Here is a 23040-nt window from a genome sequence, read left to right on the forward strand (position 1 = left end):
GACATACTCAAGGAAATCAACAGATCAAGTATGGATGTGGAATTAACTCTGAAGACTTAAAGTTACGTTAAAAGGTTGCTGACATACTCAAGGGAATCAAGAGATCAAGCATGGATGCGGAATTAACTTATATAGTTTCGTTAAAAAGGTTGCTGACATACTCAAGGAAATCAACAGATCAAGATGGGGGAATTAACTCCCAAGAGTATGCCAACTATCGTTCTTTCGCCTGAAATCCCGATGCCGACAAGATTAGCGCTAGTGGCTTAAATAAAACTTAATCCATTGCAAAAAAAGACTTTATTTCCTTAGCCTTTAGTCAAACTTACCCGTAAATCCTCAAGGTTTCAGTTCGCCTCTGGAGTATTAAGTTGTTGACGTTTTTCCATCAAATCTTTAATCAAAGGCGTGAGGATCAGCTCCATCGCCAGCGACATTTTGCCGCCGGGGACGACGAGTGTGTTGACCCGTGACATAAATGAACCTTGGATCATATTGAGGTAATAGGGGAAGTCGACATTATTGATACCGCGGAAGCGGATCACCACAAAGCTCTCGTCTAAGCTCGGAATATCTTTGGCACTAAATGGGTTAGAGGTATCGACCGTCGGTACTCGCTGAAAGTTAATGTGAGTGCGGGAGAACTGTGGCGTCATGTGCTTAATATAGTCGTCCATACTGCGCACAATCGAGCCCATGACTTTTTCACGGCTGTGGCCACGTTCCGAAGTATCGCGGATAATTTTTTGGATCCACTCTAAGTTGACTATGGGCACCATGCCGATCAGCAAGTCCACATGCTGGGCGACATTGGCATCACCAGTAACTACGCCGCCATGTAAGCCTTCGTAGTAGAGCATATCGGTATTTTCAGGTAGTGGTCGCCATTGGGTAAAAGTGCCGGGCATCTGGTTAAAAGGCACTGCCTCATCGAAGGTGTGTAAATAGCTGCGGGTTTCACCTTGTCCTGTGGTGCTGTAATCGCGAAAGCATTGCTCTAAACGAGCAAAGTTATTAGCCTCTGGGCCAAAATAGCTAAGATTGCGGTTTTCAGCTTGGGATTTGCGGATCATGACTTCCATTTCGGCGCGGGTAAAATGATGAAAACTGTCGCCTTCGACAAAGGCGGCGTTGATCCCGAGTTGGCGAAAAATATGGCTAAAGGCGGTGGTAGTCGTGGTGGTTCCCGCGCCTGATGAGCCTGTAACTGCAATAATGGGATGTTTTGCTGACATTTTTTCTACCTAGCTAGGAACCAAAAGAGCCGCTTATGGGGAAGCGATAAAAACGCGAGTACTATTTATACGGTACAGAGGTAGGACTGGTCAATCTTGCTGCTGTGCTATTTGTTCCGCTGAACGTATGGCGAAGGATTCATCGTCTTCACTGTACTCTAATTTCAGCTTACCTTGCTTAAGTGCTTGTTGACATTGGACTATCGCCTGAGCAAGCTCCTGTTCATCGAGACTGGCAAAGCTGCCATCCTCCACTTGACCTAAGAGATATTCGCGGATCACATTGGCGAGCGTTTCCTTGGGGAGTTGTAATAGGGTTTCATAGGGAATGAGCATCGGTGTTTCCTTGGGTGATATTGTCGCCGTTGATTGGGTCTGCGCTAAGCGAGTCAACACTTTGATCGCCTAATAAAAAATGTAAAATCCGTCGCTCAAGGTAGAAGCGCGGTTTCCAAGGTGTACCGCCTTCGATAAAGCCGACATGGCCGCCATAGGGATGCAGTTCGTATTCTACATAGCCCGACAATTGACTTGATTGGGGGATCACTTCATCGGTCATAAAGGGATCGTCCTTAGCATGTATGATGAGCGTCGGTTTAGTTATACGGCTGACAAAGGGTAAGCCACTGGCACGCGTATAGTAATCGTCGACGCCGTCAAAGCCGTGTAATGGCGCTGTGACTTTATCGTCAAAATCATAGAAGGTATTTAAACGGTCGACCTGCAACTGGCTCTGCGGCATAGAGATGGCTAAGTCGGGATCGTTCAGCTTATGGCTGATTTTTTGCTGCAACTGTTTGATTAAATAGCTTTGATATACCTTCGAAAAACCATTTTCTAAACGTTTTGCGCAGGCGGACAATTGCAGCGGCGCCGAAACAACCACTGCGCGGGCTAATAAACTATCATCCTGATATTCGCCTTGATACTTAGTCAGCACATTGCCGCCTAAACTGTAACCTACGGCTAATAAGGGCGATTGCGGATACGCGCTTTTCAGTGTCGATAGACTAAACTGTAAATCGTCCGTATCGCCACTGTGATAACTGCGGGCGAGGCGATTGGCCTCACCCGAACAACTTCTGTGATGGTGCACGACGGCTGCGAGTTGCTGTTCTTTACAGGCTTGCAGTATCCGCCGCGCATAATGGGACTGAGCACTTCCTTCTAAGCCGTGGATGATCACCACGATCGGTTTGCCAGACTGTGGAACATCCTGCCAATCTAAATCGATAAAATCGCCATCGGGTAACTCTAAGCGCTGCCGCTGTAATGCTGGTTTGGCCACTTTAGTGAATACGGGTAAAATCGTTTGTATATGGGGACTCTTGGCCCACCAAGGTGGCATAAAGGAATTTGGCATAGATGTTTATCTTGGTATCGGCTATTGCTGAAAATTAAAACGTGTGTTTAATTTATACCCAAGCGACCTCAAAATGCTGAAATTCGTATTTTGAGGTCGCTTGGGTATAAACTCGCGGCCATTGTAGCACAATTGTTTTTTATGCTGATATTTAGGCCGACATTTAGGTTGATAATTAGGAGATAGAGATGAAGCGACGAACCTTTATAATGGGCGCGTTTGCCGGTACGGCGGCGTTAGCCTTAGGGGTTAATCTCTATTCTCCTGAGTTTAGTTTGCCCGAGGATAGCGAAGGCAAAGATTATCGTTTGTTGTTTAGTGTGCTTTTGCCTGTGATGCTCGACGGCGCCTTGCCTGATGTGGCCATTCATAAGTTAGCGGCGCAAAACCGCACTTTAGATGCCATCAAACAGTCGATTGCTGTGTTACCCGATGAGCAGCAGACCGAATTGTTTGAGCTGCTCGATATGCTCGAAAATCGTCTTGGTTTACTGGTGCTCACTTCGAGCATGACGCCGCTATTGATGCGCTCTCCCGCTGAGTTAACTGATATGTTAGAAACCTGGCGCCACAGTTATTTTGCTTTGTTACAAACGGCTTATCTCGGATTGCGGGAATTAGTGATGGCAAGTTACTACGCTTGTCCTGAGCACTGGAGTCGCCTGCATTATGCCAAGCCTGAACTGTTCAAATAGCGAGTCCATTTTTAACCTAATTAAACGTCGAATAATAAGCATTTTACCCGCGACAGTGGAGCACTCAAGTTGGCAATCATAGATCCTATAGTGAATGGTTTAAACTCTGGTTGGTTGCACACTGATGCGAGCCAATTGCAAGAAAACCAGCAGTTTGAAGCCGATGTGATTATTGTCGGCACAGGTGCTGGCGGCGGTGTGGCGGCTGAAATCCTCACTCAAGCTGGGCTGAGCGTGATCATGATTGAGGCGGGACCGCTAAAATCCTCCAGCGATTTTAATATGGAAGAGCGAGTCGCTTACCCCAACTTGTATCAACAAGCTGCGGCGATGAAAACCGTCGACAAGGCGATAGGTATTTTTCAAGGCCGTGCAGTCGGTGGCTCAACCACAGTTAACTGGACCACTTCAATTCGCACTCCGACCGAGGCGTTAGCTTTTTGGGCGCAACATAAATCGGTTGCTGGGCTCAATCGTGAGAGTTTAGATCCTTGGTTTGAGCAAATGGAACAACGGCTCAACATTCATGAATGGAATTATGAGCCTAATCGCAATAATGCCGCCCTGAAGCAAGGTTGTATCAATCTTGGCTGGGAATACACAGTCATTAAACGCAATGTGGCGGGTTGCTGGAATACTGGCTATTGCGGCATGGGTTGTCCGGTCAATGCGAAGCAATCTATGTTAGTCACCACTATTCCCGCGGCACTTGAGAAAGGCGCGCAGCTGATCAGTCGCGCTAAAGTGACTAAGATTGAGCACCATAACGGTCAAGTGTTTGCGTTAAAGGCGCAGGCGCTGGATGTGAATTTACGACCCACTGACGTTGAGCTGTTATTTAAGGCTAAACATTATATTTTGAGTGCGGGTGCTATCCATACACCGACGATTTTGATGCGTTCGCAAGTGCCCGATCCCCACCAACTTTTGGGTAAACGCACCTTTTTACATCCTACTTTGTTATCCGGCGGCGTATTTGCCGATTCGATCAATGGCCATAGCGGTGCGCCGCAATCTATCTATTCCGATGAGTTTGTGTGGAACAATGGCGCCGATGGTGAGCTGGGTTATAAACTCGAAGTGCCGCCGGTGCATCCGATTTTAATTGCCTCTAAAACCTTAGGTTATGGTACGAGCCATGCTGAGTTAATGTCACAATTCAATCAGTTACAAGTAACTATTGCTTTGATCCGCGATGGCTATCATCCCGACAGTCAAGGCGGTGAAGTACACTTAACGGATAAGGGGTTTACACTAGATTATCCGTTAACCGATGCTTTTTGGCGGGCCGCGAGACGCGCTTTTGCCAGTATGGCGGAGTTACAATTCTCGGCGGGCGCCTTAAAAGTGTTGCCGATCAGCGATGGCATGCCTTACTTGTCCTCGTGGAAAGACGCCAAAGAGAGTATTGCGCAGATGTCACTCGCGCCACTGCGCACTATCGTTGCATCGGCGCACGTAATGGGCGGTTGTCCCTTCGGCGAAGATGAAAAGCTTTCTATGGTCAACAGTTATGGACAGTCGCACTATTTAGAGAATTTATCTGTAATGGATGGCTCTATCTTCCCGACCAGCCTTGGCGCTAACCCGCAGCTGTCGATTTATGGCATCACGGCACGTAATGCCACCGCACTCGCACAGAAGCTCACTGACGGTAAAGCCTGATGTTATCTTATCAAAATGCAGCTTAGCTTGATAAAGCTTGATGGGGTGTGAATGTCTGAAAACATATTACGGGAAGGTGGTTGCTTATGCGGGGCTATTCGTTATCAGGTTGAAGGTGAACCCTTTGATGCGGATTATTGCCACTGCCGTTCATGCCAAAAAAGCACGGGATCTGCATTTGGGGCTTGGATGGATTTTAAACTCAGCCAAGTGATTTGGCTTAAAGGTCAGGTTACTGAGTTCGCATCGTCCGAGTTTATTCGCCGTGGATTTTGTGACAAGTGCGGTACATCGTTAACTTACCGACATACTCAATATCCCGATTATTCGACCTTGAGTATAGCGAGTCTGGACGATGCTAACCAAGTTAAGCCTAAGTACCATATTTACACTGATAGTCAGTTGAACTGGTTGGTGATCAAGGATGACTGTGAACGCTATCCGCAAGCACGAAGCTGTTAGCGGCTCTGATGATCATAGCGTTAATTTGATTGAGTTTGAGCTAACATGGTTGAGATTTTTTTAACTTGATTAACTTAGATCAGGGCGCAATGAGGCCGATTTCGTTGGCGTCAATGTCACTGAGTCCAAACAGGCTTAAGTAGCTCACGAGATTTGTCGCTTGGCCGCTTGGGCTGAGTTCATTGAGTTTATTCAAGATGGTTCGCTGCGCTTTACGTTCCATCATCAGCTCAACGGCGAGCATCTGCTGATACTCTTGTTCATTCAGGCTGGACTTAGCGAGTTTGCGTAATTTGCGGTAGGGCATGAGAAACCTTTCATCCCATTCACCCACAGCATTCATCAGTGCTTGCCATTGGTCTGGGCTGTATTGCTGCGGCCCAGACACATCCATAGTGATATCTAAATATTGTGCCAGTAGCAGTAGATTGACGTTCACCTGACAGCTATTTTGCAATTCGAGACAGAGCGCTTTGTTTTGCGCATAGCTCATATCACACCATTGCCAGAGTTGACTGTCGAACTGGGTTAAAACCGCCATACTATTTCCTTGTATTGCCGCTGCTACTGACTTTTATGTAAAAGAACGCTGGAGCTATTGTTGCTCCATGACCTCTTGCTCCATTGCATCTATTTCTTCTTGCAACTCGAGCCATTGCATTTCACTGTCTTCTAAGGTTTGCGTCAAGCTCGTTCGCTCGGTTAATACCGAGGTTAGCTTGGCTTTGTTATCTTGAGCATACAATTCGCTATCGGCCAGCAAGTGTTCTAGCTCGGCGAGGCGTTCACTCAGCTTTTGTTGCTCGGTTTCTAACTTAGTTTGTTTGCGCTTGAGCGGCGATACCTTTTGGCGGATCTCGGCCTCGAGGCGTTTTTGCTGTTTTTTATCTGCGGCAGGTTTGATCTCGTCGCTGGTGCTGTTTTGATTCGAGTTGGCTTTCGCCGCATCGAGCAACCATTGGTGATAATCGTCTAAGTCGCCGTCGAAGGCGCGTACTTCACCTTGATCCACCAGATAGTAATCGCTACAGGTTAATCGTAGTAAATGCCTATCATGCGAGACGACAACCATAGCGCCTTCAAAGGTTTGCAATGCCATTGTCAGGGCGTGGCGCATCTCTAAGTCTAAATGGTTGGTGGGTTCATCGAGCAGCAATAGGTTAGGGCGTTGCCAAACTAATAGCGCTAACACTAAACGGGCTTTCTCGCCGCCAGAAAAGGGGCGCACAGGTGAGAGCGCCATATCGCCGTTAAAACCAAAACCGCCTAAGAAGTTGCGTAGCTCTTGCTCTCTGGCATTGGGTGCAAGACGTACTAAATGCTGCATCGGCGTGTCGTCGAGGCGTAAAAATTCGATTTGATGCTGGGCAAAGTAGCCGATATTGACGCCAGGATTAGGTTCATACAAACCAGTCATTGGCGATAACTGACCCGACAACAGCTTAATTAATGTCGATTTACCTGCGCCGTTACGGCCGAGTAAACCAATGCGCGCACCTGGTACTAAGTTTAAATGCACCTTGCTAAGGATTGGCTTATCGCTATAACCGATCGCGACTTGCTCCATTTTAATCAGCGGATTGGGTAGGGCTTCTGGAGCACGAAACTCCATATAAAAGGGGCTATCGGCTTGAGACGGCAACAACTCAGTCATGCGCTCTAGCGCCTTTAAGCGGCTCTGCGCTTGTTTGGCTTTACTCGCCTTATAACGGAAACGGTCAACGAAGGACTGCATGTGCGCACGTTCTTTTTGTTGGCGTTCGAAGGCAACCTGTTGTTGCGACATACGTTCGGCACGAATGCGCTCAAAGGCACTGTAATTGCCTTTGTAGAAATTGAGTTTTTGATTTTCAACGTGGACGATTTCATCAACGATTTCATCGATAAAGTCCCTATCATGGCTGATTAAAATCAGCGTGCCTTGATAGGACTTAATCCAACCTTCGAGCCAGTACATGGTATCTAAGTCCAAGTGGTTGGTCGGTTCGTCGAGGAGTAATAAGTCAGAGCGGCACAGTAGCGCTTGGGCTAAGTTGAGGCGCATACGCCAACCGCCCGAAAAGCTTTTGACTGGATTGCTTTGATCGGCTTCACTAAAGCCCAGACCCGCTAACAATGAACCCGCGCGCGAATGAATCGCATAACCACCGATAGCGTCGATTTTGCCGTGTAAGAGTGCGATGGCATTGCCGTCGTTATCTTCTTGAGCCTTGTGCAATAGGGCTTCTAATTGGCGATATTCGCTATCGCCATCGATCACATATTCCAGTGCCGAGACGTCGAGCGCAGGGGTTTCTTGGGCCACAGTGGCAATTTGCCAGCCAGAAGGCAGACTAAATTCACCTTTATCTAGGCTTAAGTGACCTAAAATTAATGCGAGCAGTGAGGATTTGCCTGTGCCGTTAGCACCGACTAAACCGACCTTATGGCCGGGATAAATCGTGAGAGAGGTCTCATCTAGCAGGGTTTTGCTGCCACGGATTAATTGCGCTTGGTTGATGCTGATCATTAACTACAACTTGGTTAGAACGTAAATTCGTCAGGGCACAGATAATAGCGTACAACCCAGTTTCAAACCACAGCCTGACCCGATAACTCGGACAATTATTCGACTTTTCAGGACGATCTTCAGTGAATCGCATCACATCGACCTAAGGCCTCATACTTTCAGGTAACACTGGCATTCAATCATCAGTGTGGCAAAATAGCGGCAATTTCTTCGGCCGAGTCCCTTGGCCCTGCTATCTGGTCCTTTATCTATTATGACAAACACTAAAATCAAAAAGCGTTTCGTAGCCGGTGCTAAGTGCCCAAAATGCAGCGCCAAAGACAGCATTTTACTCTACAAGGAAAACGGCATCGAAACCGTTGAATGCACAGAGTGTGATTACCGTGAACAGCAAACCGATGAAAAGGTGGCAGAAAAAGCCACCGGCGCAGTGATCGGCGTGTTTAAGCCGGATTAGGTTGAAGATTCAATTCAAGTGAGAATCTGAATGTGACCATATTTTCGGTCACATTCTAAAGCTTGGCTAACCATTCAAGATAACGGTATCGTCAGTTGTGCAGCATGAATTGTCATTGTTTCCTCAGTGACTCGCCGCCCTTTAATTTAAAAAGTATCCCTATAGGCTCGATGGTAATATCTGTGTCGTCAACTTTCACTGGTGCAATAATGCCAATCTTGGGAATGTTCTCTATATCTCAGCCTGTCCTAAAAAGCTCATGCCCCAAAGCAAGATAACTTTGTCGTCAGGTGGTTGGATGAATTGTCATTGCTTCCCCAGTGACTCGCCGTAAATATATCCCTATAGGCTCGACGGCGACATCCATGTCGCCAACGGTCACTGTTGCAACAATGCCAATCTTAACTAACCCTATCGATGTTCGTTTAGCTAAAAAGCTATTGCCTCAACGGCTCAAAGATTAGTCCTTTGTTGTCTGATAGCTAGAGATACAAAAAGTAATAGATACTAAAAAGTAAGACCTGACCGTGAGGGATTGCAAACACCGTTACAGTGAACCAGACTTGCCTAGTTTGATTCATGCGCGTAAAGCTGCCATTTTGTGTTAGCTTCGGATTATGCGCTTTCAGCCCCAATGCTTGCTGGCACTAGGATGATGAACAGTAAACTTATCATCTAATTACCTGTTAACTTACGTTTAATTTTTCATCTTGAGATGGAAAACTGGAAGAGTATACAGTCGTATTCAAGATTGCTTGGTTTTGGGTGCTTTTTCGTCAATACTTATGCGCTAATAAAAAATATAAGACAGAGAGGTTCCGTGAAAACTATTGAGCTTGCAAACGGATTAGGTGCGCTTGAGAATATAAGAGAAGATGGTGAAATCTATTTAGATTTGAACATCGCACCAGTAACGCTTCAATCAGATAATACCCACCGTAAACAAGAGTTAAAAAATGCAGTCAGAGCTGCGTTGAGTCATTTAGATTATATGCTATCAGGTGATGCGACGTTTCATGTGTGTTGGCAACTTCACGAGAAAAAAAGGCTTGAAACATCTAGCTCAGCAGATTTAGATAATATTTTAAAACCATTAATTGACTCATTTTGTGGTTTAGATGCGGTGTTAATTGATGATAATCAACTAGACAGTATATTTGTTGGTTGGGCTAATTATTATGACTATGATAATGACAAACTTATAGTAACCATCAACTTTAATCCTAGCGAAACAATTTCAAAAGAAAATCTAGTTTTTGTAGCCTTTGATAAACAGCTTTATTTACCTATGACTCTTCATGAAGATTCTTCTAAACGTAAAGAAGATTTTTCTTCGCTTGAAGAAAAATATATTAAACGTAAACAAGATATAGATAACCAAGGTTATTTAAGAGCCACAAGACGGAAAAACCATATGCAGCGTGTGTTTCATAAGGGGCGCTTAGCTGAATTCCAAATGCTTACAAAAGACCAATATCTCAATGAAGCCTAAAAAATAATGTGAAAATTTTATCTTGCCTACTTTTTCGCTAAATTTAGTCAAGTATTCTAGTCTATTAAGGCAAGAGTTACATACACCACTTAATACCATAATGATAAGGAAATTTTAAAATGATAAGTTACGACAAAGACACAGTATTCCACATTAACTTTGAAGCTAAAGAAGAAGGTAAGTGGACAAACGTTTACGGAACAACAATGTTTTTTAATTATTTACCTAGAATGGGAGATATTATCGACGTTGATTCCTGTTTAATGCGTGTACTCTTCGTAGAATATGGTTATAAATCTCAGTTTAATCCAACTGTTCGTGTTGAGCAGCTTGGACACTTTGAAGAATACTCCCGTAATCATCTTTAAGTGGCAGATATCCACTGCTAATTGGTCAGATGTACAGCATTAACTTCTAAACCTTTAAATCGTGTCCGTGAATCACTCTACACCAGACTGATTCACGCCTACCGCTAAAACCCGCTCTAGCGCACCATTTGTGGCTATTCTGGGGCGGTTTTTTCCCTTAAGATGAATCAAATCTCTAGAGAACTGATTCATGTTCCTGTTACGCCCATTCTGACTAGTTATATCAAGCGTTGATTGGTTTGTAGTCGAAAGAGGCGTTATTAATAGAATAGCTAATCCGAATCTGGCTAATATAGAGTAAATTATCTGACAAGGTTATGCTCCATTTTTAGATAACAAAACAGTTGTATCGGGTGTGAGAATTGCCATTGGGGCATCAGTGACCGTTGGCGACATGGATGTCGCCGTCGAGCCCTCATGGAAGAGTTTACGGCGTGTCACTGGGGAGATAATGGCAATTACCTCTGAACCAGTGATCAAACGTTATTCAGTTTTTCTTTCAAAACGCTTAAGTGATCAGTCTCGTTTAGGCTAGCTAGAACGCCTTGTGCTCAATCTTCAACCATTCTACTTTTTCGAAAAATCCAAGCGTGATTTCGCGTTATTCTTTTGTAAACTTCCTTGTTATTCTGCTTCCATCAGCAAAGCGTTTGCGTCTTGTGTTAGCCGTACGGTCTTGGTGTTTCACGTATCGCTTTACTCAACCGATAGGAGAGCAGCAATGAAAGTATTAAGTCAGTTTTCCGCCAAAGCCGCGATGGATGGCGATGGGGTCAATATTCGCCGTGTCGCCGATTTTGTGACGACTAAATTTGATCCTTTCTTGATGATCGACGAAATAAAATCCGATGATGAACAAGATTTTATTGGCGGCTTCCCCGCACATCCCCATCGCGGGATGGAGACCTTCACTTATATTCGTAAGGGCGGTTTTGAGCATCGCGACCAAATGGGTAATGTGAAGGCGATTCGTGCCGGCGATGTGCAGTGGATGAGTACCGGGTTCGGTGTAGTGCACTCTGAAATGCCGCTGGCCGATGCTGTCGATGGTCTGCATGGATTCCAAATTTGGGTCAACATGCCCGCCAAAGACAAGCTGCGTCCAGCTAAGTATCAAGATACTGCGGGTAGCGCGAGCGTTGAAGTGACCAATAACACTGGCGCTAGCTTAAAAGCCTTAGCGGGTGATTGGGGCTTTAAAGATCAGCCGCTTATTAGTGCGGCTATCCAAGGATTAGCGGGTGAGGCTGCTATTGCTGATTTAAGTCTATCGCCAAATGCTGAGGCCACGCTTGATTTGTCTCAACATGAGTTTGTCGCTTTGTACTTGTATCAAGGTGACTTATATAAAAGCGATTCAAGTAAGGGTGAGGATTCACACTGGTCATCTGCTTCAAATCAACATCATCAGGGCGAGTTTTTAGTGATCGATAGCCAAAGTGTGCTTAAGCTTAAAGCCGATGAGCGCGGCGCTGGGATACTACTGTTTGCGGGTAAACCTATCCGTGAAAAAATCGTGCAGATGGGTCCCTTTGTGATGAACACTCAAGCGGAGATTCAGCAGGCGATTCGCGATTATCAAGAAGGGCGTTTCGGCCAGATCGCGTAATTTGTTAAATCTGCCGTGCTGAGCTAATTCTAAACCCAAACCCAAATCTAAGTTTAAGCCCTGTATTCCTACAGGGCTTTTTTGTTGCTGTTCACGCCTACTATGTCTATTGCTTAAGGACTTGAGGCAAAAGCAGCGCTTTGTTGCTACAATAGCCGTGCTTTTGGGTTGAGCGAGCCTAGCGCTTAAATCTAAACTCAAGCTAGCCCAAAGCTAACCCAAAGCTAACCTGAATCTTGATAGACCAGTTTAATCGATAAGTAACGCAATTTCAGTAACCTAGCAGCCGCTTCGTTACCCACCACAGGATATTCACCTTGAGCAACTCTGATACTAAGCCTAATCCATCAATGGCTTTTGCGACTCTTAAGCTAAAACCCGAACTGCTTGAGAACCTTTCTTCTATGGGCTACAACGAGATGACGCCAATTCAGGCGCAAAGTTTGCCACCCATTTTAGCGGGGCAGGATGTGATAGGTCAGGGTAAAACTGGCTCGGGTAAAACGGCCGCCTTTGGCTTAGGGTTACTGAACAAGTTAGACGTTAAACGCTTTCGCATTCAAACCTTAGTGTTATGCCCAACCCGCGAGTTGGCCGACCAAGTGGCGCAGGAAATCCGCACCCTTGCCCGTGGTATTCATAACGTTAAAGTACTGACACTTTGCGGCGGTGTACCTATGGGACCACAGGTTGGCTCGCTGGAACACGGTGCACACATTATTGTGGGTACGCCGGGTCGTATCGTCGATCACTTAGATCGCAATCGTCTAGATTTAAGCAATCTCAACATGTTAGTGCTCGATGAAGCCGATCGCATGTTAGAAATGGGCTTCCAACCCGCTCTAGATGCGATTATCGAACAAGCGCCACGTGAGCGTCAGACGTTGCTATTCAGCGCGACGTTCCCTGAGCAAATTCAATCAATTGCCAAGCAAATCATGTATGACCCAAGCATGGTTAAAGTTGAAGGTAATCACGACAGCTTGAGCATCGCCCAACATTTTTATCATTTAGACGATGACAAGGCGCGTATGCAAGCGCTGCAATTATTGTTGTTAGAACATAAGCCTGAAAGCGCAGTGGTGTTCTGTAACACTAAACGCGAAACCCAAAAAGTGGCCGATGAGCTTGAAGGTTTAGGCTTTAGCGTATTGGCTTTGCACGGTGATTTAGAGCAAAGAGACAGGGACGAAACCCTGCTGCAATTTGCTAACAAGAGTGCCTGTGTCTTAGTGGCGACTGACGTTGCTGCCCGTGGTTTAGATATCGATGCGCTCGATGCCGTGTTTAACTATCACGTCGCCTATGACACCGAAGTGCATATTCACCGCATCGGTCGTACTGGCCGTGCGGGCAGTAAAGGCGCCGCTTATACCTTCTATAACGACCAAGACGGTTACAAAATTGCCTTGTTAGAAGAGTATTTAGAGCGCGAAATTACCAGCGAATCACTACCATCAGAAAGTCTGCTCGGCAACACGCCTGCAGCGCCAACCATGATCACTCTGCAGATCGATGGTGGTAAGAAGGAAAAGCTGCGTCCAGGGGATATCTTAGGCGCGCTGACAGGCGAAAACGGTATCGAAGGCTCACAGGTGGGTAAAATCCAAGTGACCGATTACCGCGCCTATGTGGCCGTTAATCGTAAGGTTGCCAAGAAAGCACTGAACAAAATTACTGGCGGCCGCATTAAAGGAAAATCTTACCGCGCTTGGCCAATGAAGTAAGTTTGGCCTAGCTTGAGTTGAATCGTACCTCGATTTAATTCGCTCTATTTTTAAAGGGAATAAACTCAGGTTTATTCCCTTTTTTTGTTCGGTTTTATAGCGGTAGTCATTACACCTTTGTGTCTACTTCACCGCGAATCTTATTGGGCGATTAAGTAACACTTTGTATTTGTCTGCTTAATTGATATGCCCCTCAGCTTGCCTGTGTTAGAAGTGATTCTGAGTCAAAAATAAATGAGCGGATTAACGGCTTTGTCAGGTGATAAGGCTGCATCGGTTTGGAGTATTTATGTTTCGATGGACTATTTTACTAAGCATCTTTTTAAGCGCAGCGAGCGCTGCATCAATTCAGCCAGAGCCGCAACCGTTACAGCACTTCATCTACATTAACCATCGTGAGGCTAACGGAGAAAACATTCGTGCCGACAAGGCGCTGCGCGATCCCCGTTTTGGCGGTGCGCAGATTGTTTATACTTGGCGCAGTTTAGAGCCTAAGCAGGGCGAATATGATTTCAGCGCGATTAGGGCCGATATTGCATATCTCGATTCGATAGGCAAAAAATTGTGGATCCAGCTGCAAGAGAAATCCTTTACGCCCAGAGTCAATGTGCCGCGTTATTTGCTCGATGATCCTATTTATCAAGGCGGTGTGTTGAAGCAAAGCATGTTGAGTGCACCAGAGCGTGATCCCAATAAACCGGTGACGGATGATGAGTATGGCTGGTCAGCCAAAATGTGGGAGCCCTCAGTGCGTGCACGTTATCAACAATTGGTGCGTCAGCTTGGCCAAGAGTTTGATGGGAAAATTGCGGGCATTAACTTTAGTGAAAGCTCAATTGATGTGGGGACTGAAAACGCCGATGGAACGACCACCTTCCCCAGTGATTTTAATCCTAAAGCCTATATCGATGCGATTGGCGAGAATATGCAGGTATTAGCTGAGTCATTTCAGCATTCAACCGCTATGGTGTATTTGAACTTTTTGCCAGACGAATGGCTGCCATGGAATGACAAAGGCTATATGCGAGGCTTATTTGCGCAAGCCAAATCGCTCAACATGGGTGTGGGTGGCCCAGATTTGATGCCTTACCGTAAAAGTCATATGGCACAAAGTTATGCCTTTATTAAAGATTACCCAGCGACACTGGTGAAAGGTATGGCGGTGCAAGACGGTAATTTGCGGCAGATTAATCCTAAAACGGGTAAAAAGAATACTGTGCCTGAGCTGTTGGATTTTGCGCAAAACTACCTAGGCTTAGACTACATTTTTTGGGTTGAAGATGAACCCTATTTTACGGATGAAGTCCTGCAGCAGTTGCCAGATACAAAGGCGAATTAACTTAGGTTGCCGTTTTAGGTTGTTTAAGGCAGTGATTGTTCAAGCCGATTATTGTTCAAAGCGTAGATAACGAGCTAAACATCAAAATAAACAAAGACAAACAAAAACGCCCAATTCCATATGGAGTTGGGCGTTTCTGTTTAGGACTTAATACGGCTAAATCGCTAAGCAAGTTCGCTTAGCTTTTGCATTAATCCTGTGAATGTCTTGGACGACTCGCACCGTTATTTGGGCGACGGGTGTTTTTCTTTGGGCCATTGGCGTAAGGATTCTCACCCGCTTGGCCACGATTTTCGCCAGCGCCTGAACGGCTTTCACTTGGACGACTAGCGCCTGCGCTATTGGCTCGGCCATCGTTTGAACGTGGTGGACGAGGTTTGGCATCACTGCGGGGGGCGCTACTGGCTTCACCGCTGTGTCTTGGATTCTTGTCGTTTGGCTTGTGACCGCGCGCGACGTCACCGCTGCGTTGACCATCTTTATGCTCGGCGCTTCTAGGGGCACCATCGCGTGAGCTCGGTTGGTTTGAGCTGCGGGTATTTCTACGGCTTGGTACTGATTTACCGCTACTTTTCCCGCCGCCACCCAAACGTGATTCTGGCAATTCATGGTTAAAGCCTTCAACCATTTCTCGGTCTAATACGCGATTGATTAAACGCTCGATATCGTTCAGCAGTTTGATTTCTTCGTTACTTACCAGTGACACGGCTTGACCCGATGCGCCAGCGCGGCCAGTACGGCCGATACGATGCACATAATCTTCTGGCACGTTCGGTAAGTCGAAGTTAACAACTTGTGGTAATTGGTCTATGTCTAAACCGCGGGCGGCGATATCGGTCGCAACCAGTACGCGAGCTTGACCATTTTTAAAGTCGGCCAAGGCTTTAGTACGGGCGGTTTGGCTCTTGTTACCGTGGATAGCGGCGGCTTTGATACCTGCCTCTTCAAGGCTTTTCGCCAGACGGTTAGCGCCATGTTTAGTGCGCGAGAATACCAATACTTGTTGCCAATCGTTTTGCTTGATGAGTTGGATCAAGAGTGCCGATTTTTGGCTCTTATCAACTGGGCAAACCCATTGTTTTACTGTGGTCGCCGCCGCGTTACGTGGCGTGACCGAAATTTCGACTGGATCATTGACTAGGCCTTTGGCCAGCTCACGAATTTCATCGGAGAAGGTGGCTGAGAACATCAGGTTTTGACGTTGCTTAGGTAAAATGGCCAAAATCTTACGGATATCGCGGATAAAGCCCATGTCGAGCATGCGGTCGGCTTCATCTAACACTAAGATCTCAAGCTGGCTGAATTTCACCGCTTTTTGATTATATAGATCCATCAATCGACCAGGCGTCGCGACTAATACATCGACACCGTGGCGCAATTTCGCGATTTGTGGATTGATGGGCACGCCACCAAATATCACCGCTGAGCGCAGTGGTAAATTCTTACCATAGGTTTCAACACTTTCTGCAACCTGAGCTGCCAATTCGCGTGTCGGAGTTAACACTAATGCGCGCACTTGGCCTGCTTGGGCACGGTTACCTTTACTCAGGAGTTCGAGCATAGGTAGGGTGAAACCTGCTGTTTTACCTGTTCCTGTTTGGGCGGCCGCCATCACATCTTTGCCTTGAAGCACAGCGGGAATCGCTTGAGCTTGGATTGGCGAAGGTGTGTCGTAGCCTTGTTCGGCAACGGCTTTAAGTATCGGGGCCGATAAGCCCAGGGAGGTAAAACTCATAGATTGGTCTCTTGTGGCAACACTGTGCTGCATTTATGGTCAATAGCCAGGTCTGCTGGCGGGCGTGCAGCTTACAGGATCAGGGCTTTAAGTGCCATCTAATAAAGGTTTTTGGGATGGGTTTCATTCATATTGGCACATAAATCGCTTGTCGGCGGCTTTCACTCGGCCTCGCTTATCTTTATAGGCGCAAGTTTAGATGGCAGAGTTTGAGGTTATGGAAGTTAATTGATTTCAAGGAACAAGATGACTATTAGGCCTATTTCATAATATCAATTGAAGTCATAGGCATTTTTTATCTAGAGTTAGAATGAGTTAGCGGTAGATCACGCTACAATAATGAGAGTGGTATAAACTAAAGTCGATTGGAGTAGAATTAACTAATGACGCAATTGGTTTCGCTATCTGTTCAGTTCGTGATTGATGTTATTCGCTGAATTTTTAACAATGAACCGAGCGAAAGAATTATTGAGTGTTTTCACGGTCACGTTTAACTGAGTCATTCATGTTTAACTTAGTCATTTAGATGGAGTGGCTTAAGAGCAGTTCTCTGCATGCTTGCGATTTATCTCACGTTTATTTTAGGATGAGGCATTGTAGGAACGGTTAAACGCCTCTCATTTATAGGTGGATTATGACAGCGATACAGCATATTGAACGCCTTGCACGAGGACGCAGTGAACAAGCCGTCGCTGTGATTAAAAATGTGCAGCAGATGTCAAATATCCCCATGCATGAGATGCAACTCGCGCTTAAACAATTGCTCAACTGTGGCCGAATTGCGCTGCATTTTCACCCAGATAGAATCGACAGCCGTGGTATGACTGTTGCCGAAGGTTTACTGCGCGATGGTCAATACCGTAGCCAGTTTGAGACGCATATTTCCAATGGTCAGTTGTCACCTGAGTTAGGTGGCCCACGGGATCATTGGGAAAATCAGCTTTTTGGGGATGTATACAAGGGCACTAAATCTCGGCCTAAATACGGTGCACTCGATCTGGGGATGTGGCAGGACGGTCCCGCCCCACGTTTTGGAAGCTGTTATTTTTTGACTCATACAAGTGCGATGGCGCGCTCAACCTTTAGTTATCTCGACTCGTATCGTAATCCGAAAGAGAAGGGCACGCTGTCATGTTTCGATGATATTTTAGCGGCGCTGCTGACTGAGAGTTTTGAGCGTCACTATGCTTTAGGCAAAACCGATTTTAAGCCGCTGAATGTGATCCATTACTTGGGGCATCAGCTCAATGCTTCCTTGCTGTCACGTTTCGAGCGGCCGCTATCGAATAATCTTGACCATTATATAGAGGCGCAGATCCATGGTGATGTTTCCCTCGATGAAGATATCGCCATGCTGGTGGCGGACCCCAGTTTTAAGGGGACTGATATTGGCGCAAGCTTAAGTAAAATTTGCGATAAATATGATATTGAGCTGCAATATCATGGTGGCTTTAGCCTGCATACGGCGCAGATCCCCAGTGATTTCCGTGGGCCAACTATGACATCGCTGGCTAATCGGATTGCCATAGAAGACAGAGTCGATGCCTATGCCATAGGCGTGGCGGCGCGGGATTTATACCATTCGCCCCAGCATTGGCGTGACCGCGGTAATCGTGCGCAAGTCGCCCATGAACTTAAGTTGCTCTGGCATGTGCTAGTGAAATACGGTGGAGTGCAATAAGCGCGAACTCTTTAAAAATGCTTAATTGTAAACGTAAGCATTAACAACAAAATGAGTTTAGATCGTAAATAAAACAGCGAGATAACCTCAGGTTAACTCGCTGTTTTTATATAGATATTTTATCGTTAAGGTCGCCTAGCAACCAGTGTCGACTTTTTTATAAGTGGGAACGCCCGTTGTCTCCCATTTATAGTCGATATAGCAATTTGTCGCTTCGACTTGCGCTTCTGTGGGCGTGGCAAGGTTCAGTTTTTGCTTTGGTGTGGCGATAACTTCATAGGTGCCGTTGGTGGTGTAAATTCGATAGGACCACTCATTCACATTTAGCCCTGCCGCTTTAAAAATTTCTGGCGGAGTCGTGTAAGCCGTACTTGGCGTTATACCGCTGGTACTGGCAGCCCAAGGCTGATAGTTTTCACCACGGATTTCGTCGTAAACGACTCTATTCGTGGTGCCACTATTAGCAATTTCCGACTTTGATTTGAATAAAGTGACGGCGGATTTCATCGAAGCCAGTGCACCTGAGAGCTGACTCTTATAGGCATCTGATTGTAAATTAATGAATTTAGGTGCAGCTACTACAGCTAATACGCCAAGAATAATAATAACCACAACGAGTTCAATCAGGGTGAAACCAGCATTTTTATTTGGCATAGATAGAGGACATTCAATACAAGGAGCTTCATGCTACCTAAGTTTTTAAAATCAGGCTAGTACTAGGTAAAGTTCCGTTAACTCCTAGATTTATTTATCTTTAGCTCGTTTTTGTGAGTCCGCTAGCAAAAGTCTGTGATAGGGTTTCATCTGTTGTAGATGCCTGCGATACTGCGTCCCTATCGGAACTTTTTAGCTGTTGCAAGCCCCTTAAACTGAATTGTTATCGATAGTCGATTCCCGCTACGAGTCGCTTAATTGTTTTCTTGTTGGAGCACCATGGATAAGTCGTTAGAAAAATCCCTTCTTGTTTGGCTTAAAGCCCAGAAAAAAGCCTGTGGCCTGTTCCTTAAATTGTCGTTATGGCTTGGGATGATAAGCGCCGTCGCTATGGTGGCGCAGGCTTATATTATCGCGACGATTCTGGATGGCGTGATCATAGGGCAAGTTATACCGCTAACTGACAATGCCCAAACGATCAGTTCCAGCGTGAGTATTGATACCTATACACCTCATTTTATTGCGCTAATTGCCTTGATGTTACTGCGTGCCTTGCTGGCTTATGGGCGTGAGCGCGCCAGTTTTGAGGCGGGTAAGCGTCTACGTGGCCATATTCGCGCGGCAGTGATGGATAAGCTTACTAAGCTAGGTCCGGCATTTATTAAAGGTAAACCCGCAGGGAGTTGGGCAAGCATAGTCTTAGAGCAAGTCGAAGATTTACAAGATTTTTATGCCAGATACCTCCCACAAATCAGCCTTGCTGGTTTTATTCCCATCCTCATTTTAGCGGCGGTATTCCCGATTAACTGGGCGGCAGGCTTAATCCTGTTACTCACAGCGCCATTAATCCCTATGTTTATGATCTTAGTTGGCATGGGCGCTGCCGATGCGAATCGCAAAAATTTCAGTGCGCTAGCAAGATTGAGCGGCCATTTTATGGATAGATTAAAAGGCTTAAGCACGTTGAAACTTTTTCACCGTGGTGATGCCGAGCTTAAGGTGATCGCGAGTGCTTCAGAAGAGTTTCGTAGCCGCACTATGTCGGTGCTACGCATGGCCTTTTTAAGCTCAGCAGTCTTAGAGTTTTTTGCCGCGGTTTCGATTGCTGTGCTGGCGGTTTACTTTGGTTTCAGTTACTTAGGTCACTTAGATTTTGGCTATTATGGCGCCCATGCCAATATTAGTTCAAGTACAGATCCTGACATGGGCGGTATTCCTTTCAGCTTATTTACTGGGCTATTTATTCTGATTTTAGCTCCTGAGTTTTATCAACCGTTGCGCGACATGGGGACTCATTACCATGCTAAGGCGCAGGCTATAGGCGCGGCAGAAGCTTTGATTACCTTGCTCGAACATCCGGAACCTGAATTTGCCGGCCACGTCCGTATCAATAGCATAGAGACGCTGAGTGCCGACAATCTTGAGGTGTTCAGTGTCGATGGCACGCGTTTGCTTGGCCCGCTGAGTTTTGAGTTAAAAGAGGGTGAACGCTTAGCTTTAGTTGGTCCGAGCGGAGCGGGTAAAACCAGTTTACTCAACGCCTTATTGGGATTTTTACCCTACAAGGGCCATTTGTTGATTAATGGCCATGAGTTATCCGCATTAGACTTAGCCCATTGGCGACAGCACTTAGCTTGGCTTGGACAGGAACCGCAGTTATTTCATGGCACAGTGCGGGATAACGTGGCCTTAGCCGACCCCACTCTGCCCGACGATACGCTGTGGCACTTACTGGCTGAGGCCAATATCAGCGACTTCGTTAAGGCGCAGCCATTGGGTTTAGATGCGCCGGTCGGTGAGCAATCTTCCGGTTTATCCGTCGGCCAAGCTCAACGTATTGCTTTAGCAAGGGCGCTTGGGCAGCAGGCGAGTTTGTTTGTCCTCGATGAACCCACAGCCAGTTTAGATAGCCAGAGTGAGCAGGCGGTGAGTTCTGCGCTGAATCGCGCCATGGCAGGTAAGATGTGCATTATGGTGACCCACAGATTAGATCAGTTAGATCAAATGGATACTATTCTTGTGCTCGATAAAGGCTTGATAGTACAGCGGGGCTACTTTACCACTTTGTCTAATACTCACGGCTTATTCCAAACCTTACTGCGTGAAAATGTTGAGTCCGTGGCGGATATTGAACTTGTACCGTTATCGGCCAGCGCCAGTGAGACGCAGCTTGATAGTGACGCTCCACTCGACAGTGCCGCCGAGTCCACTAAAGGAGATGCCCAATGAAAGTGCTGATCCCCTTTATTCGATTGTTCTCGCGCCAGTGGCTAATGATGTCAGTGGGCTTGCTGCTGACCATTATTACTTTGATGGCTGGCATAGGTTTACTATCACTTTCGGGCTGGTTTCTTTCCGCTACCGCGGTCGCGGGTTTGACGATAGTCACGGCGCAGTCCTTTAACTTTTTTACTCCTGCTGGCGGGGTACGTTTCTTATCAATTGCCCGAACCGCTAGTCGTTATGGCGAGCGTTTAGCGACCCATGAGGCGACCTTTAAGTTGCTGACTGAACTTCGTGTTTGGGCGTGGCGTAAACTCTTGCCGCTAAGTGCTAAAAATCTGCAAGGTCTGCGCCGTGGCGACATGCTCAATCGCTTAGTGGCCGATATCGATACCCTAGATCATCTTTACCTGCGACTGCTCACGCCTATGGCAGCATCCCTTCTGATGACGGGGTTCTTGTATCTGTTTCTTGCTTGGTTCGATGCCAAACTTGCTCTCAGTCTTTGCTTATTCTTAGTCGCTGTTTGGCTGGTGATGCCACTGCTATTTTATCGCCTTGGACACGGGCCGAGCCGGACTATGCTCGAAACCAAGCGTCATTATCGGGTGCAGTTGCTGGATATGTTGCAAGGCCAAGCCGAACTCAGTCTATTTGGCGCGAACGACAGATTCAGGCAAAAACTGAATGATGCTGAAGTTGCACTTTTTCGCAGCCAAAGCGCGATGGCCAATATTACTGCACTCAGCCAAGCCATGTTGATCCTCTCCACGGGCTCAGCCTTGATCATGATGCTGTATTTAGCCGCTCAAGGTGTGGGTGATGCCGTGCCGCCGGGGCCCATGTTTGCACTTATGGTGTTTGCGACTATGGCCTGCGTCGAGATGATGATGCCGATCGCGGGCGCGTTTCAGCATTTGTCAGGTTGCGTATTGGCCGCAACGCGAATTAATGAAATCACCGAACAAAAGGCCGATATTCAATTTGCTGTCGATACAGGCCTGAGGGCAAAATCTGGCGCATTACAGATTGAAGATATCCACTTTGGTTATCGAGACGATCAAAACGTGCTGCAAGGCTTGTCCCTTGAGATAAAAGCCGGGCAAAAAGTCGCGTTACTTGGGCCAACGGGTTGCGGTAAGTCGAGCTTATTGACGCTGATTACCCGCGAATGGCAAGCGCAGCAAGGGCACATCAAACTCGATGGTCATGCACTTTCAGAGTACAGCGAGCGCGGTCTTAGGGATGCGATTACTGTGATTAGCCAACGCATCTATTTGTTTGCGGGTACTTTGCGGGAAAACTTAGTATTAGCGCTACCTGTTATCGAAGGTGAGAAACGCACGGCCCACGACGCACGTTTGATTGATGTGTTACAGCGGGTTGGGCTTGGCGCTTTACTCACGGGTGATAAGCCGCTGGATATGTGGATAGGTGAAGGTGGACGTCAGCTTTCGGGTGGCGAGCAGCGCCGTATTGGTGTTGCTAGGGCACTGCTGCGTGATGCGCCGCTGCTATTGCTCGATGAGCCAACAGAAGGGCTAGATAAACGCACCGAGCGAGAGATTTTAAGTTTACTGTTTGATTTTGCAAAAGATAAAACCTTGCTGATGATTAGCCATCGTTTAACTGCTATGGCGAAGATGGATCAAATTCATCTACTCGGTCAGGGGAAGATTATTGCGTCTGGTACTCACCAGAGCTTAATTGAAGACAGTGCAGAGTATCAGGCCTTGTACCAAAGACTCGCTTAAGGTTTTGGATTTAATCTTTTGGAATTAAGACGTTGGCGCTCAATATTATAAATAGCGATATATTTTACCCAT

The 23040-nt window shown here is 46.4% G+C and carries 19 protein-coding genes; 12 read left to right on the forward strand and 7 right to left on the reverse strand.

The window, feature by feature from the left end; all coding sequences use genetic code 11:
* Positions 1–347: 347 nt before the first annotated feature.
* The 3 genes from CKQ84_RS12425 to CKQ84_RS12435 all read right to left on the reverse strand — a co-directional run bounded on the left by CKQ84_RS12425 (position 348) and on the right by CKQ84_RS12435 (position 2598).
* Complete coding sequence (locus CKQ84_RS12425) at positions 348–1235, reverse strand: phosphoribulokinase (RefSeq protein ID WP_011847692.1); 888 nt, start codon at positions 1233–1235, stop codon at positions 348–350.
* Positions 1236–1325: 90 nt separating this feature from the next.
* Positions 1326–1571 carry a YheU family protein gene (locus tag CKQ84_RS12430; RefSeq protein ID WP_105251527.1) on the reverse strand — a complete coding sequence of 82 codons (246 nt, stop codon included), beginning with the start codon at positions 1569–1571 and terminating at the stop codon, positions 1326–1328.
* Complete coding sequence (locus CKQ84_RS12435; protein WP_105251528.1) at positions 1555–2598, reverse strand: hydrolase; 1044 nt, start codon at positions 2596–2598, stop codon at positions 1555–1557. The genes CKQ84_RS12430 and CKQ84_RS12435 overlap by 17 nt, the downstream gene beginning before the upstream one ends.
* Before the next feature lie 188 nt (positions 2599–2786).
* On the opposite strand from CKQ84_RS12435, the gene CKQ84_RS12440 reads away from it, so the two are divergent.
* The 3 genes from CKQ84_RS12440 (at position 2787) to CKQ84_RS12450 (ending at position 5420) form a co-directional block, all read left to right on the forward strand.
* Complete coding sequence (locus CKQ84_RS12440) at positions 2787–3293, forward strand: TAT leader-containing periplasmic protein (RefSeq protein WP_105251529.1); 507 nt, start codon at positions 2787–2789, stop codon at positions 3291–3293.
* Positions 3294–3362: 69 nt separating this feature from the next.
* Positions 3363–4958: a GMC family oxidoreductase gene (locus CKQ84_RS12445; RefSeq protein WP_105251530.1), complete on the forward strand. Its 1596-nt coding sequence runs from the start codon at positions 3363–3365 to the stop codon at positions 4956–4958.
* A gap of 51 nt (positions 4959–5009) precedes the next feature.
* Positions 5010–5420: a GFA family protein gene (locus CKQ84_RS12450; RefSeq protein WP_105251531.1), complete on the forward strand. Its 411-nt coding sequence runs from the start codon at positions 5010–5012 to the stop codon at positions 5418–5420.
* Between the two features lie 79 nt (positions 5421–5499).
* On the opposite strand, the gene CKQ84_RS12455 is transcribed toward CKQ84_RS12450, so the two are convergent.
* Both CKQ84_RS12455 and CKQ84_RS12460 read right to left on the reverse strand, forming a co-directional pair.
* Positions 5500–5961: a TIGR02444 family protein gene (locus CKQ84_RS12455; RefSeq protein WP_105251532.1), complete on the reverse strand. Its 462-nt coding sequence runs from the start codon at positions 5959–5961 to the stop codon at positions 5500–5502.
* 54 nt (positions 5962–6015) lie between these two features.
* Complete coding sequence (locus CKQ84_RS12460; RefSeq protein WP_105251533.1) at positions 6016–7929, reverse strand: ABC transporter ATP-binding protein; 1914 nt, start codon at positions 7927–7929, stop codon at positions 6016–6018.
* Between the two features lie 253 nt (positions 7930–8182).
* Between CKQ84_RS12460 and CKQ84_RS12465 the strand changes: the two genes are divergently transcribed.
* The 6 genes from CKQ84_RS12465 (at position 8183) to CKQ84_RS12500 (ending at position 14921) form a co-directional block, all read left to right on the forward strand.
* Positions 8183–8386, forward strand: a complete 204-nt coding sequence (locus tag CKQ84_RS12465; RefSeq protein WP_011788205.1) for a YheV family putative zinc ribbon protein — start codon at positions 8183–8185, stop codon at positions 8384–8386.
* Between the two features lie 820 nt (positions 8387–9206).
* Positions 9207–9878 (forward strand): RusA family crossover junction endodeoxyribonuclease, encoded by a 672-nt coding sequence (locus tag CKQ84_RS12475; protein ID WP_105251534.1) that lies wholly within the window; start codon positions 9207–9209, stop codon positions 9876–9878.
* A gap of 119 nt (positions 9879–9997) precedes the next feature.
* Positions 9998–10246, forward strand: coding sequence for a hypothetical protein (locus CKQ84_RS12480; RefSeq protein WP_105251535.1), 249 nt, complete (start codon positions 9998–10000; stop codon positions 10244–10246).
* 721 nt (positions 10247–10967) lie between these two features.
* A complete protein-coding gene (locus tag CKQ84_RS12490; protein WP_105251537.1) occupies positions 10968–11855 on the forward strand; it encodes a pirin family protein in 888 nt (295 codons plus the stop codon).
* Positions 11856–12205: 350 nt separating this feature from the next.
* Positions 12206–13582 carry an ATP-dependent RNA helicase DbpA gene (gene dbpA, locus CKQ84_RS12495; RefSeq protein ID WP_105253057.1) on the forward strand — a complete coding sequence of 459 codons (1377 nt, stop codon included), beginning with the start codon at positions 12206–12208 and terminating at the stop codon, positions 13580–13582.
* Positions 13583–13871: 289 nt separating this feature from the next.
* Entirely contained in the window at positions 13872–14921 is a 1050-nt protein-coding gene (locus CKQ84_RS12500; protein ID WP_105251538.1) for a hypothetical protein, read from the forward strand.
* Between the two features lie 190 nt (positions 14922–15111).
* Here the strand turns inward: CKQ84_RS12500 and CKQ84_RS12505 are convergent, their stop codons facing one another.
* Positions 15112–16656: a DEAD/DEAH box helicase gene (locus tag CKQ84_RS12505; protein ID WP_105251539.1), complete on the reverse strand. Its 1545-nt coding sequence runs from the start codon at positions 16654–16656 to the stop codon at positions 15112–15114.
* A gap of 634 nt (positions 16657–17290) precedes the next feature.
* On the opposite strand from CKQ84_RS12505, the gene CKQ84_RS12510 reads away from it, so the two are divergent.
* Positions 17291–18337, forward strand: coding sequence for a DUF3626 domain-containing protein (locus CKQ84_RS12510; protein WP_105251540.1), 1047 nt, complete (start codon positions 17291–17293; stop codon positions 18335–18337).
* 135 nt (positions 18338–18472) lie between these two features.
* Here CKQ84_RS12510 and CKQ84_RS12515 read toward each other — a convergent pair whose 3' ends face one another.
* Positions 18473–18991 (reverse strand): type II secretion system protein, encoded by a 519-nt coding sequence (locus tag CKQ84_RS12515; RefSeq protein WP_105251541.1) that lies wholly within the window; start codon positions 18989–18991, stop codon positions 18473–18475.
* 279 nt (positions 18992–19270) lie between these two features.
* Between CKQ84_RS12515 and cydD the strand changes: the two genes are divergently transcribed.
* Complete coding sequence (gene cydD, locus CKQ84_RS12520) at positions 19271–21220, forward strand: cysteine/glutathione ABC transporter permease/ATP-binding protein CydD (RefSeq protein ID WP_105251542.1); 1950 nt, start codon at positions 19271–19273, stop codon at positions 21218–21220.
* On the forward strand, positions 21217–22968 hold the full coding sequence (cydC, locus tag CKQ84_RS12525; protein ID WP_105251543.1) for a cysteine/glutathione ABC transporter ATP-binding protein/permease CydC: 1752 nt from the start codon (positions 21217–21219) through the stop codon (positions 22966–22968). Before cydD ends, cydC begins: the two co-directional genes overlap by 4 nt.
* Positions 22969–23040 lie beyond the last annotated feature (72 nt).

Origin of the sequence: Shewanella sp. WE21 (assembly GCF_002966515.1) — a bacterium.
Classification (GTDB): Bacteria; Pseudomonadota; Gammaproteobacteria; order Enterobacterales; family Shewanellaceae; genus Shewanella; species Shewanella oncorhynchi.